Source organism: Pseudomonas sp. NFXW11 (genome assembly GCF_049887815.1).
Classification (GTDB): Bacteria; Pseudomonadota; Gammaproteobacteria; order Pseudomonadales; family Pseudomonadaceae; genus Aquipseudomonas.
Genome location: NZ_JAGEKI010000012.1, coordinates 1 through 17,549 on the forward strand (window position 1 = coordinate 1; position 17,549 = coordinate 17,549).

General features: G+C 65.4%; 17 protein-coding genes. 7 read left to right on the top strand and 10 right to left on the bottom strand.

Features of this window, described 5'->3' with window-relative positions:
* Positions 1-78: integrase core domain-containing protein (locus J4P02_RS18625; protein ID WP_146146908.1), on the top strand; the 78-nt coding region annotated here is incomplete at its 5' end.
* Between the two features lie 88 nt (positions 79-166).
* On the opposite strand, the gene nagE is transcribed toward J4P02_RS18625, so the two are convergent.
* The 7 genes from nagE to J4P02_RS18660 all read right to left on the bottom strand — a co-directional run bounded on the left by nagE (position 167) and on the right by J4P02_RS18660 (position 8,689).
* A complete protein-coding gene (nagE, locus tag J4P02_RS18630) occupies positions 167-1,873 on the bottom strand; it encodes an N-acetylglucosamine-specific PTS transporter subunit IIBC (RefSeq protein ID WP_426192892.1) in 1,707 nt (568 codons plus the stop codon).
* A 22-nt stretch (positions 1,874-1,895) separates the two neighbouring features.
* A complete protein-coding gene (gene ptsP / locus J4P02_RS18635; protein WP_426192894.1) occupies positions 1,896-4,418 on the bottom strand; it encodes a phosphoenolpyruvate--protein phosphotransferase in 2,523 nt (840 codons plus the stop codon).
* 26 nt (positions 4,419-4,444) lie between these two features.
* Positions 4,445-5,467 (bottom strand): SIS domain-containing protein, encoded by a 1,023-nt coding sequence (locus J4P02_RS18640; RefSeq protein WP_426192896.1) that lies wholly within the window; start codon positions 5,465-5,467, stop codon positions 4,445-4,447.
* Positions 5,448-6,554 carry an N-acetylglucosamine-6-phosphate deacetylase gene (nagA, locus tag J4P02_RS18645; RefSeq protein WP_426192898.1) on the bottom strand — a complete coding sequence of 369 codons (1,107 nt, stop codon included), beginning with the start codon at positions 6,552-6,554 and terminating at the stop codon, positions 5,448-5,450. Before nagA ends, J4P02_RS18640 begins: the two co-directional genes overlap by 20 nt.
* A 27-nt stretch (positions 6,555-6,581) precedes the next feature.
* Positions 6,582-7,313, bottom strand: coding sequence for a GntR family transcriptional regulator (locus J4P02_RS18650; protein ID WP_426192901.1), 732 nt, complete (start codon positions 7,311-7,313; stop codon positions 6,582-6,584).
* 272 nt (positions 7,314-7,585) lie between these two features.
* Positions 7,586-8,089 carry a L,D-transpeptidase family protein gene (locus J4P02_RS18655; RefSeq protein WP_426192903.1) on the bottom strand — a complete coding sequence of 168 codons (504 nt, stop codon included), beginning with the start codon at positions 8,087-8,089 and terminating at the stop codon, positions 7,586-7,588.
* Between the two features lie 48 nt (positions 8,090-8,137).
* Positions 8,138-8,689 (bottom strand): NUDIX hydrolase, encoded by a 552-nt coding sequence (locus J4P02_RS18660; RefSeq protein ID WP_426192905.1) that lies wholly within the window; start codon positions 8,687-8,689, stop codon positions 8,138-8,140.
* Between the two features lie 147 nt (positions 8,690-8,836).
* On the opposite strand from J4P02_RS18660, the gene J4P02_RS18665 reads away from it, so the two are divergent.
* The 5 genes from J4P02_RS18665 to purT all read left to right on the top strand — a co-directional run bounded on the left by J4P02_RS18665 (position 8,837) and on the right by purT (position 12,077).
* Positions 8,837-9,436 (top strand): CoA pyrophosphatase, encoded by a 600-nt coding sequence (locus J4P02_RS18665; RefSeq protein WP_426192908.1) that lies wholly within the window; start codon positions 8,837-8,839, stop codon positions 9,434-9,436.
* A 56-nt stretch (positions 9,437-9,492) separates the two neighbouring features.
* Complete coding sequence (locus J4P02_RS18670) at positions 9,493-10,017, top strand: gamma carbonic anhydrase family protein (RefSeq protein WP_426192910.1); 525 nt, start codon at positions 9,493-9,495, stop codon at positions 10,015-10,017.
* The gene (locus J4P02_RS18675; protein WP_426192912.1) at positions 10,014-10,229 is read left to right on the top strand and encodes a DUF1289 domain-containing protein; all 216 of its coding nucleotides are present in this window, start codon (positions 10,014-10,016) and stop codon (positions 10,227-10,229) included. Before J4P02_RS18670 ends, J4P02_RS18675 begins: the two co-directional genes overlap by 4 nt.
* Positions 10,230-10,327: 98 nt before the next feature.
* A complete protein-coding gene (locus J4P02_RS18680) occupies positions 10,328-10,795 on the top strand; it encodes a preQ0 transporter (protein WP_426192915.1) in 468 nt (155 codons plus the stop codon).
* A 100-nt stretch (positions 10,796-10,895) separates the two neighbouring features.
* Positions 10,896-12,077, top strand: coding sequence for a formate-dependent phosphoribosylglycinamide formyltransferase (gene purT / locus J4P02_RS18685; protein WP_426192917.1), 1,182 nt, complete (start codon positions 10,896-10,898; stop codon positions 12,075-12,077).
* Positions 12,078-12,154: 77 nt separating this feature from the next.
* On the opposite strand, the gene J4P02_RS18690 is transcribed toward purT, so the two are convergent.
* The 3 genes from J4P02_RS18690 to J4P02_RS18700 all read right to left on the bottom strand — a co-directional run bounded on the left by J4P02_RS18690 (position 12,155) and on the right by J4P02_RS18700 (position 15,781).
* Positions 12,155-13,459: an MFS transporter gene (locus tag J4P02_RS18690; protein WP_426192920.1), complete on the bottom strand. Its 1,305-nt coding sequence runs from the start codon at positions 13,457-13,459 to the stop codon at positions 12,155-12,157.
* Positions 13,460-13,729: 270 nt separating this feature from the next.
* Entirely contained in the window at positions 13,730-14,959 is a 1,230-nt protein-coding gene (locus J4P02_RS18695; RefSeq protein ID WP_426192922.1) for an HlyC/CorC family transporter, read from the bottom strand.
* A gap of 9 nt (positions 14,960-14,968) precedes the next feature.
* A complete protein-coding gene (locus tag J4P02_RS18700) occupies positions 14,969-15,781 on the bottom strand; it encodes a cytochrome C assembly family protein (protein ID WP_426192925.1) in 813 nt (270 codons plus the stop codon).
* A gap of 208 nt (positions 15,782-15,989) precedes the next feature.
* Here J4P02_RS18700 and ffh point away from each other — a divergent pair, with 208 nt between their 5' ends.
* Entirely contained in the window at positions 15,990-17,366 is a 1,377-nt protein-coding gene (ffh, locus tag J4P02_RS18705) for a signal recognition particle protein (RefSeq protein ID WP_426192927.1), read from the top strand.
* The last annotated feature ends 183 nt before the right edge of the window (positions 17,367-17,549 follow it).

Consider the following 17,549-nt stretch of genomic DNA (forward strand, 5'->3'; position numbering starts at 1 on the left):
GTGCAAATCTACAACACGGAGCGGCCTCACATGGCCCTGAAAAACAAAACGCCCGATGCGGTGCATCGGGCGTTTTGAGGCCTACTGGCCTACCTGTATAGGTGTAAACCTATTTCAGGACTAGACACTTGGGCACGCCTTTACGGCTAGCGTGATGTGCGGGGGCTCAAGCTCCCGCCCCAACCTTCTGCTGCAGCAGGCTGTTCAGGGCGGCCTGCAAGCCCGCGGCCTTGTCGCCAATCAGCACATGCCAGACATCCCCCTCCATCTGCCGCGTGCCCTGGCAACCCAGGCCCTTGAGCGCCGATTCCGACAGGCTGCGGCTGTCGCTCAACTGCACCCGCAACCGGGTCAGGGCCACGCAATCGAGCTGCAACAGGTTCTCCCGGCCGCCCAGGGCACTCAGCCATTGCTGGGCCTCCTGCGCGGAGATATCCACAGGCGGCGCTGGCTCGGCTGCGCTGGCTGGCGGAGTGATCCGGGCCGCGGCCGGCAGTGCCAGGCGGATCTCGTCGGCAATGCTGTCGGCCAGGGGGCCCACCACCACTTGCAGGCTGCCACCCTTGCCGGGTCGCACCACGGCCATGGCGCCCAGGGCCTTGAGCTGGCTGTCCGAGGCCTGATTGCGATCCGCCAGTTCCAGGCGCAGGCGGGTGGTGCAGGCGCCAACGGTGATCAGGTTGGCCGCGCCGCCCAGGGCCTTGATATAGGCGTTCGCCCGCTGATCGCTGCTGAGGGTGGCCTTGTCGCTGCTGGGGCTGTCCTCGCGCCCCGGGGTCTTGAGGTTGAAGCGGCGGATGCAGAAATCGAATACCAGGTAGTACAGCAGCCCATACAGCAGCCCCACCGGCAGCACCTTCCAGCCATTGGTCGAGCGGCCCCAGCCCAGGGCCATGTCGATGGCGCCACCGGAAAAGGTAAAGCCCAGGTGAATGTCCAGCAGGTTGGTCAGGGCCATGGACGCCCCGGTGAGCAGCGCATGCACCAGGTACAGCAGCGGCGCGAGGAACATAAAGGCGAATTCGATCGGCTCGGTGACCCCGGTGAGGAAGGAGGTCAGGGCCATCGACAGGAAGATCCCGCCCATCACCTTGCGCCGCTCCGGCAGGGCATTGCGGTACATCGCCAGGCAAGCGGCGGGCAGGCCGAACAGCATCATCGGGAACATCCCGGTCATGAACTGGCCGCCCTTGGGGTCGCCGGCAAAGTAGCGGGTCAGGTCGCCGGTGACCACCGCCCCGGTGCTCGGGTCGGTGAAGCTGCCGAACACGAACCAGGCCAGGTTGTTGAGGATATGGTGCAGCCCGGTAATGATCAGCAGGCGGTTGAGCACGCCGAAGACAAAGGCGCCCAAGCTGCCGCTTTCCAGTAGCAACTGGCCGAAGCTGTTGATGCCGTGCTGGATCGGCGGCCAGATCAGGCCGAACACCACCCCCAGGCCCACGGCACTGAAGCCGGTGACTATGGGCACGAAACGCCGACCGCCGAAGAATGCCAGGTATTCCGGCAACGCGATGTCCTTGAAGCGGTTGTACAGCGCGCCGGCCAGCAGCCCGCTGATGATCCCGGCGAGCATGCCCATGTTGATGCTGGCATCCAGCACCTTGAGGGTCGAGACCATCACCAGGTAGCCGATGGCCCCGGCCAGCCCGGCGGTGCCGTTGTTGTCCCGGGCAAAGCCCACGGCAATGCCGATGGCGAAGATCAGCGCCAGGTTGCCGAAGATCGACTGCCCGGCGTCATGGATGATGGCGATGTTCAACAGGTCGGTATCGCCCAGGCGCAACAGCAGGCCGGCAATCGGCAGGATGGCGATGGGCAGCATCAGCGCCCGGCCGAGGCGTTGCAGGCCCTCGATGAAATACTGGTACATGGCGTTTCTCCGCGCGTTGTTGTTATGGATGCAGCGGCCAGTGTCGGGCGCAGGCTTCACGCACTGCGCCGGCGCCGGGCAGGTCCAGCAGCGATGGGGCCAGGTTGCGGCACTCGGCGGCGTCCAGCTGGCGTACCCGGTCCTTGATCTCGCCCACTTGCGGTGGGCTTACCGACAGTTCGTCGACCCCGAGGCCGATCAATACCGGGGTGGCCAGCGGGTCGGAAGCCAGGGCGCCGCAGACGCCTACCCAGCGCCCGTGGCGCTTGGCCCCAGCGCAGGTCTGGGCGATCAGGCGCAGTAGCGCCGGGTGCAGGGCATCGACCCGTGCTGCCAGCCCGGCGTGATCGCGGTCCATGGCCAGGGTGTACTGGGACAGGTCATTGGTACCGATGGACAGGAAATCGGCGTGCTGCGCCAGTTGCTCGGCCATCAATGCGGCCGCTGGCACTTCGATCATCACCCCCAGTTCCGGGCACTGTGCCAGCCCCAGTTCGGCGGCGAGCTGCTCCAGGCGCTGGCGGATCTGCAGCAGCTCGGCCACTTCGCTGACCATGGGCAGCATCACCCGGCAGCGCTGGGCGGGGGTCACTTGCAGCAGGGCGCGCAATTGCTGGTCCAGCAGGTGCGGGCGGGCCTGGGCCAGGCGAATGCCGCGCAGGCCCAGTACCGGGTTGGCCTCTGCCGGCAGGGGCAGGTAGTCCAGCTGCTTGTCGCCGCCGACATCGATGGTGCGGATGATCACGGGCTTGTCGCCCATGGCATCCAGCACCGCCTGATAGGCCTGGCGCTGTTCTTCTTCGTCGGGCGCCTGGCGACGGTCGACGAACAGAAATTCGGTGCGCAGCAGGCCGACACCATCGGCACCGCCCTGGTGGGCATCCCGGGCCTCGTCGCTGGAGGCGACATTGGCTGCCACCTCGATTGGCTGGCCATCGCGGGTCAGTGCCGGTTGCTGGGCATGCTGCTGTTGCCGTTCACGGCGCTGGCGCTGCGTGGCCACGGCCTGCTGCACCTGGGCGATGCGCTGCGGGGCCGGAGCCAGCTCCAGGCGTGCACCGTCGGCATCCAGCACCACCTGGCGGCCGTCGCCGATGCCCAGCAGTTCCTGGCCCAGGGCCACCAGGCAGGGCAGGCCCTTACCCCGGGCGAGGATCGCCACATGGGAGGTGGCGCCGCCGGCGGCCATGCACAGCCCGGCCACGCCCTGGGCGCTGAGTTGCAGCAGGTCGGAGGGGGTCAGTTCCTCGGCGGCGACAATCGCCCCCGGCGGCAGGTCGTAGTGCCAGGCTTCCCCCAGCAGGGCGCGCAGTACCCGTTGTTGCAGGTCGCGCAGGTCGTTGGCGCGCTCGGCCAGCAGCGAGTTATCCAGTTGTTGCAGTACTTGGCACTGCTCGGCGATGGCCGCGCTCCAGGCGTGGGTGGCGGCGCGACCCTGGGCGATAAGCGCCTCGGCGGCGTCGAGCAGGGTCGGGTCTTCCAGCAGTGCCAGGTGGGCGTTGAAAATCTCCTGTTCTTGCTGGTCGCGGCGTTGTCGGGCCTGTTCCAGGGTGTGCAGGACTTCATCGCGGACCTGGGCCAGGGCCGCCTGCAGTGCGACGCGCTGTTCCTGGGGTTGATGCTGGCCGCGATCTTCCGGCAGTTGCATGGCGTTGAGCCGCAACAGCGGGCCGCTCACCAGTCCCGGAGCCGCGCACACGCCGTGCAGCACGCCGTCTTCGCTGGCGCGCCGAGACACTGGCATGGGGGGCGGTGGCGCGGCATGGGCGTCCGCTGGCAGCGCCGTGCCGAGGGTTTTCAGCAGGGCTTGCAAGGCCTCTTGGCCATCGGCGCCCCGGCAGCTGACCAGCACCTCGTCCTGCTCGCCAAGGTCCAGGCCCATCAGGGCGATCAGGCTGGAGCAGGGCGCGCTTTTGCCGTTGAAGGTCAGGCGCGACTGGCTTTGAAAGCCTGCGGCGGTCTGCCGTACCAGGGCTGCGGGGCGTGCATGCAGGCCGCCGCGATGTGCCACCTGGACCCGTGCGCTGGCCTCTGCGCTGGCGGTTGCCTCGCTTGCCGGTTGCGGGCTCTGGCTGCCACGGCGGCTGATCTGCAACAGTGGCTCGCCGAGGCGCACCGAAGACAGGCCCAGGCCGCGCAGCTCGAAGTCCTCGCCGTTGGTCAGGATCAGCGGGCTGATCAGGCTCCGGCAATGCCGCGCCACCAGGTCCAGGTCGAAGCGCAGCAGGGGCTGGCCAGCGCTGACTTCCTGGCCTTCCTTGACCAGCATGGCAAAACCCTGGCCTTGCAGCTCGACGCTGTCCAGGCCCAGGTGCAGGAGGATTTCCGCGCCGTTGGCGGCGCGCAGGGTCAGGGCGTGGCCGGTGCGCGCCACCTGCACCACCAGGCCGGCGCACGGTGCGTGCAGGGTGTCGTCCAGCGGGTCGATGGCCAGCCCGTCGCCCATGGCGCCGCTGGCGAACACCGGGTCGGGAACGCGGCACAGCGCCAGCACGGGCCCGCTGAGGGGGGCACTGAGCGTCAGTTGGTTATTGTTGTTATGCATGGCTCGGTACTCGTTGGCGAAGGGGCTTAGTGAGTGCGGGTCACTTTGCTCAGGTGGCGTGGCTGGTCGGGGTCCATGTGCCGGGCTGCGGCCAGGCCGGCGGCCATCACATAGAAGCTCTGGATCGCCAGGATCGGGTCCAGCACCGGGTGTTCGGCGCGGTTCAGGGTCAGGTCCCGTTGCTCGATATCGTCGGGAGCGGCCAGCAGCACCTTGGCGCCGCGCTGGCGCATGTCGGCGGCCAGGCTCAGCAGGCCGCCCTGTTCCGCGCCGCGGGGAGCGAACACCAGCAGCGGGTAGTCGTGGTCGATCAGCGCCATGGGGCCGTGACGCACTTCGGCGCTGCTGAAGGCTTCGGCCTGGATGGCCGAGGTTTCCTTGAGCTTGAGCGCGGCTTCCTGGGCAATCGCGAAACCGGCGCCACGGCCGATCACCATCAACCGCTGGCAATCGCGCAGGGCTTCGACGGCGGGGCTCCAGTCCTGGGTCGCGGCCTGTTGCAGGCCTTCGGCCAGAGCCTGGCCGGCCTCGAGCAGGTGGCCGTCCTCGTTCCAGTGGCCGATCAGCCGTGCGCTGGCGCTGAGGGTGGCGATAAAGCTCTTGGTGGCGGCCACGCTCTGTTCGGCGCCGGCATGCAGCGGCAGGCAGAATTCGCTGGCGGCTTCCAGTGGGCTGTTTTCCGCATTGACCATGGCCACGCTGAGGGCGCCGCGCTTGCGCAGCAGGCGCACGCTGTTGACCAGGTCCGGGCTCTGGCCCGACTGCGAAAAGGCGAACACCGCCTGGCCGCTAACCCGCAGGGGCGCCTGCTGCATGGTCACCACCGACATCGGCAGCGAGGCCACCGGAATGCCTACTTGCTGCATGGTCAGGTAGGCGAAATAGCTCGCGGCATGGTCGGAGCTGCCCCGGGCCACGGTCATCGCCACTTGCGGCGGCTGCCGGCGCAGACGTCCGGCGACCTCGTGCAGGGCCGGGTCCAGGTGCTGCAACTGGCGGCTTACTGCGGCGTGCGAGGACAGCGCCTCTTCAAGCATTTTTGAAGTCAATGTCTTCTCCTTCGACCATCACGGCGGTCAGTGTGAGTGTGCGATCCAGGCGCACGCAGTCGGCCCAGCTGCCCGGTTGCAGGCGGCCGCGTTCAGGCAGGCCGAGGTAGTCGGCGGGAAATTGCGACAGGCGCTGCGCGGCTTCGGCCAGGGGCAGGCCGATTTTCACCAGGTTGCGCAGGGCCTGGTCCATGGTCAGGGTGCTGCCGGCCAGGGTGCCGTCGGCCAGGCGCACGCCGCCCAGGCACTTGGTCACGGTGTGGCTGCCCAGCTGGTATTCGCCGTCGGGCATACCGGCGGCGGCGGTGGAGTCGGTGACGCAATACAGGCAGGGAATCGCGCGCAGGGCCACGCGCATGGCGCCCGGGTGCACGTGCAGCAGGTCGGGAATCAGCTCGGCGTACTGGGCGTGGGCCAGGGCCGCGCCGACGATGCCCGGCTCGCGGTGATGCAGCGGGCTCATGGCGTTATACAGGTGGGTGAAGCTGGTGGCGCCGGCGGCCAGGGCGGCCACGCCTTCTTCGTAGCTGCCCAGGGTGTGGCCGATCTGCATGCGCACCCCGCGGCGGCTGAGGGTGCGAATCAGCTCGTCGTGGCCGGCGATTTCCGGGGCAATGGTGATCACTCGGATCGGCGCCAGCGCCAGGTACTGCTCCACCTCCGCCAGCAGCGCGGTATGGGCGAAGTTGGGCTGGGCGCCGAGCTTGCCAGGGTTGATGTAGGGGCCTTCCAGATGCACCCCTAGCACCCGGGCGCAGCCGCGGCGGCGCTGCTGGACGAAATCACCGAGCTGGGCCAGGACCTGGCTGATTTCTTCCTTGGGCGCGGTCATGGTGGTGGCCAGCAGCGCGGTGGTGCCAAAGCGCAGGTGGGTGCGGGCAATGGCTTCGAAGGCTGCACTGCCCTGCATGATGTCGTGGCCGCCACCGCCGTGCACGTGCAGGTCGATAAAGCCCGGCAGCAGGTAGGGCAGGTCGTTGTCCGCCGGGTCGCAGGGGCTGCCTTCAATAGCGCTGACCTTGCCGTCCTGGTGGAGCAGGCGGCCGCGGACCCAGCCATTGGGCGTGAGGATATTGTCTTCGGACATGGGGTTTCTCGGCTTCCGAGGGCGGGTTCAGCGTCGCAGTTCGGCGACGAAGTCGTAGTAGTCGTTGCGGCAATAGGTGTCGGTGACTTCGATCGGCGTGTTGTCTTCCAGGTAGCCGACCCGGGTCATCAGCAGCATGGCGGTGCCGGGGGCGATGCCCACCAGCGCGGCGAATTCGTCCGAGGCGTTGATTGCCTGGATATGCTGCAGCGCCCGCACCACTGGCCGGCCGATGCTGTCGAGGTACTCGTAGAGCGAATCGCCCACCGCTTCGGGGCGGGCAATGATGCTGGCGGGCAGGGTGCTCATCTCGATCGCCATTACCGTGTCATCGGCTTTGCGCAGGCGCTTGAGCCGCGCCACCTTGTCGTTGGGCGACAGGCCGAGGCGGATCAGTTCCTCGTGGGTGGGCTGGGTCAGGCCGCGTTCCAGCCACTGCGAGCCGGGCACGAAGCCTTTCAGGCGGAGCATTTCGCTGAAGCCGGAAAGGCGTGACAGGGGTTGTTCCAGGCGTGGGGTGATAAAGGTGCCCGAGCCCTGGTGGCGGCGGATCAGGCCTTGCTCGAAGAGTATTTCCAGGGCCTTGCGCGCGGTCACCCGGGAGATGCCCAACTGTTCGCTGAGGTTGCGTTCCGACGGCAGCGCCTGCTCGGCTTTCCACTGGCCGGCGTGAATCGCCGCTTCCAGGTTGCGCGCCAGTTGCAGGTACAGCGGGGTGGGCTGGGTGTCGTCGGGACGCAGACTCAGGAGCACATTCATCAGTAGGTTTCCGATGCGGTTTTTAGGTTGTTGTTGCCCGCTAGTGACGAAAAACTAATACCACTTAAATACCATGTCAACGCCACTGGTCAGCGCCAGGCAGCGTAAAACGGGGCTTGCGGGGTATCACCTAGGGGTAAGGATTGAAGTGGTATTAGGCAGGTCTGGCCGCTGGGGCCAAGGCAGTGGCTGGCGACCCGTGCAGGTCGCCAAGTGGTATGCGCGCCCGGGGCGGGCGCGGGGGAGGAAAATATTTTTCGCGGGCGGGGAAATTAAGGGCGGATTTCGATCATGGTGCCGTCCTTGACCAGGCCCCAGACCTCGCGCATATCGACGTTGCGCATGGCGATGCAGCCATCGGTCCAGTCCAGGGTGTGGAAGTACTGCTCGGGGAATTCCTCGGTGTCCGGGGTGCCGTGGATCATGATCATGCCGCCGGGCTCCACCCCTTCACGCCGCGAGCGGGCGGCGTCGCTGATGTTCGGGTAGGAGATGTGCATGGCCAGGTAGTAGCGGTCGCTGGTCTTGCGCCAGTCGAGCCAGTACAGGCCCTCGGGCGTGCGCTTGTCGCCTTCCATCAGCTTGGGACCCTTGGGTTTCTTGCCCAGGGAAATGCGGTAGGTCTTCAGTGGTTTGCCGCCATTGATCAACTGCAGTTGATGGGCGGATTTGAGCACCAGGATTTTCTCGATGACCTTGCCGTCCAGGGTTTCCACCGTGGAGGCTTGAGACAGGGCAACGAAGGAGCAGCACAGCAGGGCAAGCAACCAGCGCATTGACACGATATCCCCAGGCGCGCACAGATCCCGTGCACGTTTTATTGTTTAAGTGATGGCAGGCTGAGCGAGCGGCGGGATGGATTCGGAGCGTACGGCAAACGCCTGTGTCCGCCGGTCAGCGAAGAAGCATTCTAAGGTACGGCCGACGGTGCGGAAAGCCAGCTCGGACCAGGGGATATCGGCTTCGTCGAACAACTGCACTTCCAGGCTCTCGGGGCCGGCGGCGAAGTCCAGGTCGGCCAGTTCCGCACGGAAGAACACATGCACCTGGCTGATATGCGGCACGTCGATCAGGGTATAGATGTGCAGGTTGCGTACACGGGCGCAGGCTTCCTCGAAGGTTTCGCGGATGGCCGCCTGTTCCACGGTCTCGCCGTTCTCCATAAAGCCTGCCGGCAGGGTCCAGTAGCCCAGGCGCGGTTCGATGGCACGGCGGCACAGCAGCACCTTGCCCTGCCAGGTGGCCAAGCAGCCGGCGACTATATTGGGGTTCTGGTAGTGGATGGTCTGGCAGTGATCGCAGACGTAGCGCAGGCGTGAGTCGCCTTCGGGAATACGCTGGGTTACCGGGTTGCCGCACTGGCTGCAAAATTTCATCTGGGCTGTCCGAAAAGGCTGGGGCTATCTTGGCGTGCCGCATGGTCGCCGGCAAGTTGTCGTTTCGCGACAGACCCCCGGAGCGGGGGTTGGGCCGCCGATTGGATTGGTGCATGATGCACGGTAGCCAACAGATCGAGATGCCTCATGCTGGACGAGCTACTTCATCGGGTCAGTCAATACACCCCAAGAACCCTGGAGATCGACCAACGCTTTCCCGAAGCCGCGGTGCTGGTGCCCATCACCCGCAGCGACGATCCGGAGCTGGTATTGACCTTGCGCGCCAGCGGGTTGTCGACCCATGGAGGTGAAGTGGCCTTTCCCGGTGGCCGGCGCGACCCGGAAGACCCAGACCTGATTTTCACCGCCTTGCGCGAGGCCGAAGAGGAAATCGGCCTGCCACCGGGGCTGGTGGAAATCATCGGCCCCCTGAGTGCGCTGGTGTCCAAGCATGGGATCAAGGTCACGCCCTACGTCGGGGTGATTCCCGATTATGTCGAATACCTGGCCAACGACGCCGAGATTGCCGCGGTATTCACCGTGCCCCTGGAGTTCTTCCGCCAGGACCCGCGCGAGCACACCCATCGCATCGACTATCAAGGCCGCAGCTGGTATGTCCCCAGTTACCGTTTCGGCGAGTACAAGATCTGGGGCCTGACCGCGATCATGATCGTCGAGCTGGTCAACCTGCTGTTCGATGCCAAGATCAGCCTGCAGCACCCACCGCAAAACTATATCCATAGCTGAAGCCAGCACTGCGCATGGCATCAACCCGCGGCTGCCTGAGCCATGAGGACAATAAGATGAAATACCGCCTGGGCGACGCCCGAGTCGAGACCCATCCCGAAAGCTGGGTAGCCCCGAATGCCACCCTGGTGGGCAAGGTCAAGCTGGAGGAGGGGGCCAATGTTTGGTTCAACGCGGTGCTGCGTGGCGACAACGAGCTGATCCTGATCGGCAAGCACAGCAATGTGCAGGACGGCACGGTGATGCACACCGACATGGGCTACCCGCTGACCATCGGCACCGGCGTGACCATCGGCCATAACGCCATGCTGCATGGCTGCACGGTGGGCGACTACAGCCTGATCGGCATCAATGCGGTGATTCTCAACGGCGCCAGGATCGGCAAGAACTGCATCATCGGCGCCAACTCGCTGATCGGCGAGGGCAAGGAAATTCCCGACGGCTCGCTGGTCATGGGGTCGCCGGGCAAGGTGGTGCGCGAGCTCACCGAGCCACAGAAGAAAATGCTCGAAGCCAGCGCCGCCCACTACGTTCATAATGCCCGCCGTTATGCCAAAGAGCTGGTTGAGCAAGAATCATGAATGCCCCCGAAAGACCCGTCGCCTCGCCCTGCGTGAGCATCTGCGCCCTGGATGAGCAGGACATCTGCACCGGCTGCCAGCGCACGGTGGACGAAATCACCCGCTGGAGCCGCATGGACAACAGCGAGCGCCGCGCGGTCCTGGCCCTGTGCCATGAGCGGGCCAAGTCCAGCGGCTTGCTGTGGATGATCGGCTCCAGCTCGGCCAGCTGACCCGCTCGTTTCGCCAGCTTGCTGGCGAAAGGGCTTCTTGGCCCAGCCCCGGGCCTGCAGTAACCTGTGCGCCTTCCTTATCGGTACCCTTGGCCCCCATGCTCTTCCTGATCGCCTATATCAGCAGCGTCGTGCTGATCAACTACGCCTTTTCCACCGCGCCGCAACTGGACATCATCTGGTCGGCCTGGGGCGGGCTGGTGTTCGTGCTGCGGGACATGGTGCAGACCCGCTTCGGCCATGGCGCATTGTTCGCAATGCTGGTGGCCCTGGTGCTGTCCTATGTGACGTCCGACCCCACCATCGCCCTGGCCAGCGCCACCGCGTTCGCCGTGTCGGAATGCATCGACTGGCTGGTGTTCAGCATCACCAAGCGGCCGCTGCACGATCGCCTGTGGATCAGCTCGGCCCTGAGCATTCCCCTGGATACCTTTATCTTCTACGGCATGATCGATGCCCTGACCCCGGCGGTGACCCTTACCGCCCTGGGTTCGAAGTTCGCCGGGGTCACGGTGGTCTGGCTGGCCATGGCCTGGCGTTTGCGCAAAGCGGCGTGCGCCGGCTGAGCCAAAGGCTGCGGTTCATGTAAAATGCCGCGCACTTTCCCCCTTGGGTCGGCCTTTCGGCGTTCGGCCCTCGATGATTCGCTCCTTTGAGGACCTTCAGATGACTCGTATCGGAACCCCGTTGTCGCCTACCGCGACCCGCGTCTTGCTTTGTGGCTGTGGTGAGTTGGGCAAGGAAGTGGTGATCGAGCTGCAACGCCTGGGTGTCGAGGTGATTGCCGTGGACCGCTACGCCAACGCCCCGGCGATGCAGGTGGCTCATCGCAGCCACGTGATCAACATGCTCGACGGCGCGGCCCTGCGGGCGGTGATCGAGGCCGAGAAGCCGCATTTCATCGTTCCGGAAATCGAAGCCATCGCCACTGCGACCCTGGTGGAGCTGGAAGCCGAAGGCTTTACCGTGATCCCGACCGCTCGGGCCACTTCCCTGACCATGAACCGTGAAGGCATTCGTCGCCTGGCCGCTGAAGAGCTGGACCTGCCGACCTCGCCCTACCATTTCGCCGACACCTTCGAAGACTATTCCAAGGCCGTGGACGACCTGGGCTTCCCCTGCGTGGTCAAGCCGGTGATGAGTTCCTCGGGCAAGGGCCAGAGCCTGCTGCGCAGCGTCGATGACGTGCAGAAGGCCTGGGACTACGCCCAGGAAGGCGGACGTGCCGGCAAGGGCCGGGTGATCATCGAGGGCTTTATCGACTTCGACTACGAAATCACCCTGCTGACTGTGCGTCACGTGGGCGGCACCACCTTCTGCGCGCCGGTGGGCCATCGCCAGGAGAAGGGCGACTACCAGGAATCCTGGCAACCCCAGGCCATGAGCCCCAAGGCCCTGGCGGAATCCGAGCGGGTGGCCAAGGCGGTCACCGAGGCCCTGGGCGGTCGCGGCCTGTTTGGCGTGGAGCTGTTTATCAAGGGCGACCAGGTGTGGTTCAGCGAAGTGTCGCCGCGCCCCCATGACACCGGCCTGGTGACCCTGATTTCCCAGGACTTGTCGCAGTTCGCCCTGCATGCCCGGGCGATTCTCGGCCTGCCGATTCCGCTGATCCGCCAGTTCGGCCCTTCGGCCTCGGCCGTGATCCTGGTGGAAGGCCAGTCCACCCAGACCGCCTTCGCCAACCTGGGCCTGGCCCTGAGCGAGCCGGACACCGCGCTGCGCCTGTTCGGCAAGCCGGAAGTCAACGGCCAGCGGCGCATGGGCGTGGCCCTGGCTCGCGACGAGTCGATCGAGGCCGCCCGGGCCAAGGCCACCCGTGCTGCGCAGGCGGTGGTGGTCGAGCTCTAAAAGGCATCACGAGTCAGCTCGCGCCTACAGGATTTGCATTGAACCTGTAGGAGCGAGCTTGCTCGCGAAACACCCGTTCAGGCGACCCGATTCAAATCGTTGCCACGGGTTTCCTTCAAGCACAGCACCGCGATCAAACTCAGCAGCGCTGCCCCCGACACATAACCACCCACCCAGCTCAGGCCACCCATGGCCACCAGCTTCTGGGCGAAGAAGGGTGCCGCCGAGGCACCGACAATCCCGCCCAGGTTATAGGCCGCCGAAGCGCCGGTATAACGCACATGGGTCGGAAACAGCTCCGGCAGCAATGCGCCCATCGGGGCGAAGGTCACCCCCATCAGAAACAGCTCGATGCACAGGAACAGCGCCACGCCGGCGGTGGAGCCCTGGGTCAGCAGTGGCTCCATGGTGAATCCCGAAAGAATCGCCAGCACGCCGCCGCCCAGCAACACCGGTTTGCGTCCGAAGCGGTCGCTGGCCCAGGCCGCCAGTGGTGTGGCCGCGGCCATGAACAGCACGGCGAAGCACAGCAGGCCGAGGAAGGTTTCCCGGCTGTAGCCCAAGGTGGCGACGCCGTAGCTCAGGGAAAACACCGTGGAGATATAGAACAGGGCGTAGCACACCACCATCGAGGCGGCGCCCAGCAGCACTGGCAGCCAGTATTGGCTGAACAGCTCCACCAGCGGCATCTTCACCCGTTCCTGGCGCGCCACGGCGTTGGCGAATACCGGGGTTTCATGCAGCTTCAGGCGCACATACAGGCCCACCATCACCAGTGCGGCGCTGAGCAGGAAGGGAATGCGCCAGCCCCAGGAGCGGAACTGCTGGTCATCCAGGCCCAGGAACAGGCCGTTGGCGGCGAGAAAGCCGATGGACGGCCCCAGTTGCGGGAACATGCCGAACCAGGCGCGCTTGCCCTCCGGGGCGTTTTCCGTGGCCAGCAGCGCCGCGCCGCCCCATTCGCCGCCCAGCCCCAGGCCCTGGCCGAAGCGCAGCACACAGAGCAGGATCGGCGCCCAGGCTCCGATGCTGGCATAGCCCGGCAGCACGCCGATCAGGGTGGTGCACACCCCCATCAGCAGCAGCGAGGCCACCAGGGTCGACTTGCGCCCGATGCGGTCGCCGAAATGGCCGAACAGTGCCGAACCCAGCGGGCGCGCAAGAAAGGCGATGCCGAAGGTCAGGAACGCCGAGAGCATTTGCGCCGTGCCGGAGCTCTGGGGGAAGAACACCGGGCCTATCACCAGGGCGGCGGCGGTGGCGTAGACGTAGAAATCGTAGAACTCGATGGCCGTGCCGATAAAGCTGGCAGTGGCCACGCGACTGGCGGAGTTGGCCGGTTGCGCAGGTGTGCTGGTGCTGTAGGTGGTGCTGGTGGTCATGTGGGTATCCCTGACAGTCGTTGCTCCTGTGGAGCGAATTATTAGGGTCGAGCACCCAGGGATGTGGGTTTGGCGCGGCGTGGCTCGGGGTGGGAGCGGCGACGGACAGTGTGCGGCTATAGGTGCAGGGTCTCGCAGGGTGCGGGTAGCACGCGGGGGCTGCGCAGCTTGGGTAAGCCAGGGGATTATAGAAAGGCTGCTAACTATCCAACAAGGGCTTGTGGCCGCATTTGCAGGCCGCGCCAGGTGGGCCCTGGGGCGGCCGGTTACTCAGAGCAGGACGGGCATGCTGCTGGTGTGCCAGATCAGCACGCGGCTGACGCGGTTCTCCTCGGTTTCGAGGATCTCCAGGCGGTAGCGGCCGATCTTCAGGCACACGGCGCTGTCGGGAATGGTTTCCAGGGCCTCGGTGACCAGGCCGTTGAGGGTCTTGGGGCCGTCGCTGGGCAGGTGCCAGCCCAGGCTCTTGTTCAGTTCGCGAATCGATGCCGCGCCTTCCACCACATAGCGGCCGTCGGCCTGGGGGTGGATATGCGGGTTGTCCAGGCTGTGCTCGCTTTCGAACTCGCCGACTATTTCTTCGAGAATGTCTTCCAGGGTAACAATGCCCTGCACCTCGCCATACTCGTCCACCACCATGCCCAGGCGCCGTTGCTGTTTGTGAAAGTTCAGCAATTGCAACTGCAGCGGGGTGCTTTCGGGAACGAAATAGGGTTCATGGCAGGCCGCCAGCAGGCTGTCCTTGGTCAGGCTGGCATCGGGCAGCAGATGGCGGATCTGCCGGGTGTTGAGCACCGCCTCGACCTGGTTGATGTCGCTGTGGAACACCGGCAGGCGCGTGCGCTTGGTCAGGCGCAGTTGCTCGATGATGTCCTCGATGGGGTCGTCCAGGTTGATGCCGTCCACTTCGCTGCGGGGCACCAGGATGTCGTTGACGGTGATGTTGTCCAGGGCGTGGATGCCGGGCAGGGCGTGGGGGGCCGCTGGCGCGGGTTCGTCGTCCAGCAGGGCCGGGTCGTCGTCACTGTGCTTGACCGCTCCGCCCTTGGCGGCAAACGGACGCAATAGCAACTGGCCGATGACGTTGAGCAGCCAGGCCAGCGGGTAGACGATCTTCATCGGGATGCCGAGCAGGCTGTTGCCGAAGCTCAGGGTGCCTTCCGGGTAGCGTGTGGCCAGGGTTCGGGGCAGGTATTCGGCCAGCACCAGCAGGCCACAGGTGATGATCAGGCAGGCCAGCCAGGGGCCGTTTTCCGCCCAGTAGAACAGCGCCAGCAGGGTGCTGATGATCACCGCCAGCACCCGGCACAGGGTGTTGCACAGAATCAGGCTTTCCTTGGGGAAGGCCAGGCGCGCCGTGGGCTTGTCGCCGGAGCGCGAGGCGCTGCGCAGGGTCAGTAGGTGCAGTTGGGCGGCGTCGATGGCGGTGAACAGCCCGGACCAGACGATGAGCAGGGCGATTACCGCAAGCATGGGCCCGGTGGGCAGGGAGTCGGTCATGGCCGGTCGTCAGATATGCAGGATGTATTCGCGAACCAGCTTGCTGCCGAAGTAGGCCAGCATCAGCAGGCAGAAGCCCGCCAGGGTCCAGCGAATCGCCTTGTGCCCGCGCCAGCCCAGGCGGTTGCGGCCCCACAGCAGCACGCTGAACACCACCCAGGCCAGGCAGGCCAGCAGGGTCTTGTGCACCAGGTGCTGGGCGAACAGGTTGTCGAAGAACAGCCAGCCGGAGATCAGCGACAGCGAGAGCAGCACCCAGCCGGCCCAGAGAAAGCCGAACAGCAGGCTTTCCATGGTCTGCAGCGGCGGGAAGTTGCGGATCAGCCCCGAGGGGTGCTTGTTCTTCAGCTGACGGTCCTGCACCAGCAGCAGCAAGGATTGGAACACCGCGATGGTGAACATGCCGTAGGCCAGGATCGACAGCAGGATATGGGCCAGGATGCCCGGCTCCTCGTCGATCACTGGCACCGTGCCGGTGGGCACGAACTGCGCCAGCAGCGCCGTCAGGGCGCCAAGGGGGAACAGCAGCACCAGCAGGTTTTCCACGGGAATCCGCGCGCAGGCCAGCAAGGTCAGGGCGATCACCGCGGCGGCGATCAGGCTGGCGGCGCTGAAGAAGTCCAGGCCCAGGCCAACCGGGGTCAGCAGGTGGGTCAACAGGCTGGCGGTGTGGGCGAGCAGGGCGAGGACCCCGAGCACGACCAGCAGGCGCTTGTCGGCCTTGGTGCCGGTGGCCAGGCGGGTGCCTTGGTAGAAGGTCGCAGCGGCATAAAGGAGGGCGGCGGCGAGGGTGGGTAGCAAACTGGGTGACAAGGGGAGCATAAGTCCTGTTAGGCAAGCCCGAAAGTCGCTGAGTTTGGCATAGAACCCAGAGCCCTGAAAGACCACCCAAGCAGACGGCGAGGTGGGCGCCACGCACAGTCTTCGCTATAATCCGCGACCTGCCCACGCCGCAGGCTCATCGAGCACTCGTTTATCACGCTCTGGGCCGCCATTATCCCGGTCTTCCCTGGGCCTGAAAGGATCGCGCATGTTTGAAAACCTAACCGACCGTCTCTCGCAGACGCTGCGCCATGTCACCGGCAAGGCCAAGCTGACCGAGGACAACATCAAAGACACCCTGCGTGAAGTGCGCATGGCGTTGCTCGAAGCCGACGTTGCCCTGCCGGTGGTCAAGGACTTCGTCAATTCGGTGAAGGAACGTGCGGTTGGCACTGAAGTGTCCCGCAGCCTGACTCCGGGCCAGGCCTTTGTGAAGATCGTCCAGGCTGAGCTGGAAAGCCTGATGGGCGCGGCCAACGAAGACCTCAACCTCAGCGCGGTGCCGCCGGCCGTGGTGCTGATGGCTGGCTTGCAGGGCGCGGGCAAGACCACCACCGCCGGCAAGCTCGCGCGTTTCCTTAAAGAGCGCAAGAAGAAGAGCGTGATGGTGGTGTCCGCGGACGTCTACCGTCCGGCGGCGATCAAGCAGCTGGAAACCCTGGCCAATGACATCGGCGTGACCTTCTTCCCGTCGGACTTGAGCCAGAAGCCGGTGGCGATCGCCGAAGCGGCTATAAAGGAAGCGAAAGTCAAGTTCATCGACGTGGTGATCGTCGATACCGCCGGTCGCCTGCACGTCGACAGCGAAATGATGGAGGAGATCCAGGCGTTGCACGCGGCGGTCAAGCCCGTGGAAACCCTGTTCGTGGTCGACGCCATGACCGGCCAGGACGCCGCCAACACTGCCAAGGCCTTTGGTGACGCGCTGCCGCTGACCGGCGTGGTGCTGACCAAGGTCGACGGCGACGCCCGGGGCGGTGCCGCACTGTCGGTGCGGGCCATCACCGGCAAGCCGATCAAGTTCATCGGTATGGGCGAGAAGAGCGAAGCCCTGGAGCCGTTCCACCCTGAGCGTATCGCTTCGCGCATCCTCGGCATGGGCGACGTGCTCAGCCTGATCGAGCAGGCCGAACAGACCCTCGACAAGGACAAGGCCGACAAGCTTGCGAAAAAGCTGAAGAAGGGCAAGGGCTTCGACCTCGAAGACTTCCGCGACCAGCTGCAACAGATGAAGAACATGGGCGGCCTTGGCGGCCTGATGGACAAGTTGCCGAATATCGGCGGGGTCAACCTGGCGCAGATGGGCAATGCCCAGGGCGCGGCCGAGAAGCAGTTCAAGCAGATGGAAGCCATCATCAACTCCATGACCCCGGCCGAGCGCCGTGACCCCGAGCTGATCAGCGGTTCGCGCAAGCGCCGTATCGCGCTGGGTTCGGGCACCCAGGTGCAGGACATCGGGCGCTTGATCAAGCAGCACAAGCAGATGCAGAAGATGATGAAGAAATTCTCCGCCAAGGGCGGTATGGCCAAGATGATGCGCGGCCTGGGCGGCATGATGCCTGGCGGCGGCATGCCGAAAATGTAAAGAATCCGCGCCGGCAGTGATGCCGGCGCATTTTCCACGGGGACGTGGAGCCTCGGGCAAGCCCCCGATCGGGGTGCGCTCAGTCGCCATCGCTTGCGATGGCACCCTGGCAAATCTGCATGGCAGCCGATGGGCGCCGGAAAAAGGCATTTGCAAAAGTCCGGATATTCCTTAGAATATGCG

Bases quoted from the DNA above. Each gene is read 5' to 3' on its own strand.
- nagE (WP_426192892.1), bottom strand. From the start codon at position 1,873: ATGTACCAGTATTTCATCGAGGGCCTGCAACGCCTCGGCCGGGCGCTG.
- ptsP (WP_426192894.1), bottom strand. From the start codon at position 4,418: ATGCATAACAACAATAACCAACTGACGCTCAGTGCCCCCCTCAGCGGG.
- nagA (WP_426192898.1), bottom strand. From the start codon at position 6,554: ATGTCCGAAGACAATATCCTCACGCCCAATGGCTGGGTCCGCGGCCGC.
- J4P02_RS18650 (WP_426192901.1), bottom strand. From the start codon at position 7,313: ATGAATGTGCTCCTGAGTCTGCGTCCCGACGACACCCAGCCCACCCCG.
- J4P02_RS18655 (WP_426192903.1), bottom strand. From the start codon at position 8,089: ATGCGCTGGTTGCTTGCCCTGCTGTGCTGCTCCTTCGTTGCCCTGTCT.
- J4P02_RS18660 (WP_426192905.1), bottom strand. From the start codon at position 8,689: ATGAAATTTTGCAGCCAGTGCGGCAACCCGGTAACCCAGCGTATTCCC.
- J4P02_RS18665 (WP_426192908.1), top strand. From the start codon at position 8,837: ATGCTGGACGAGCTACTTCATCGGGTCAGTCAATACACCCCAAGAACC.
- J4P02_RS18670 (WP_426192910.1), top strand. From the start codon at position 9,493: ATGAAATACCGCCTGGGCGACGCCCGAGTCGAGACCCATCCCGAAAGC.
- J4P02_RS18675 (WP_426192912.1), top strand. From the start codon at position 10,014: ATGAATGCCCCCGAAAGACCCGTCGCCTCGCCCTGCGTGAGCATCTGC.
- J4P02_RS18680 (WP_426192915.1), top strand. From the start codon at position 10,328: ATGCTCTTCCTGATCGCCTATATCAGCAGCGTCGTGCTGATCAACTAC.
- purT (WP_426192917.1), top strand. From the start codon at position 10,896: ATGACTCGTATCGGAACCCCGTTGTCGCCTACCGCGACCCGCGTCTTG.
- J4P02_RS18690 (WP_426192920.1), bottom strand. From the start codon at position 13,459: ATGACCACCAGCACCACCTACAGCACCAGCACACCTGCGCAACCGGCC.
- J4P02_RS18695 (WP_426192922.1), bottom strand. From the start codon at position 14,959: ATGACCGACTCCCTGCCCACCGGGCCCATGCTTGCGGTAATCGCCCTG.
- J4P02_RS18700 (WP_426192925.1), bottom strand. From the start codon at position 15,781: ATGCTCCCCTTGTCACCCAGTTTGCTACCCACCCTCGCCGCCGCCCTC.
- ffh (WP_426192927.1), top strand. From the start codon at position 15,990: ATGTTTGAAAACCTAACCGACCGTCTCTCGCAGACGCTGCGCCATGTC.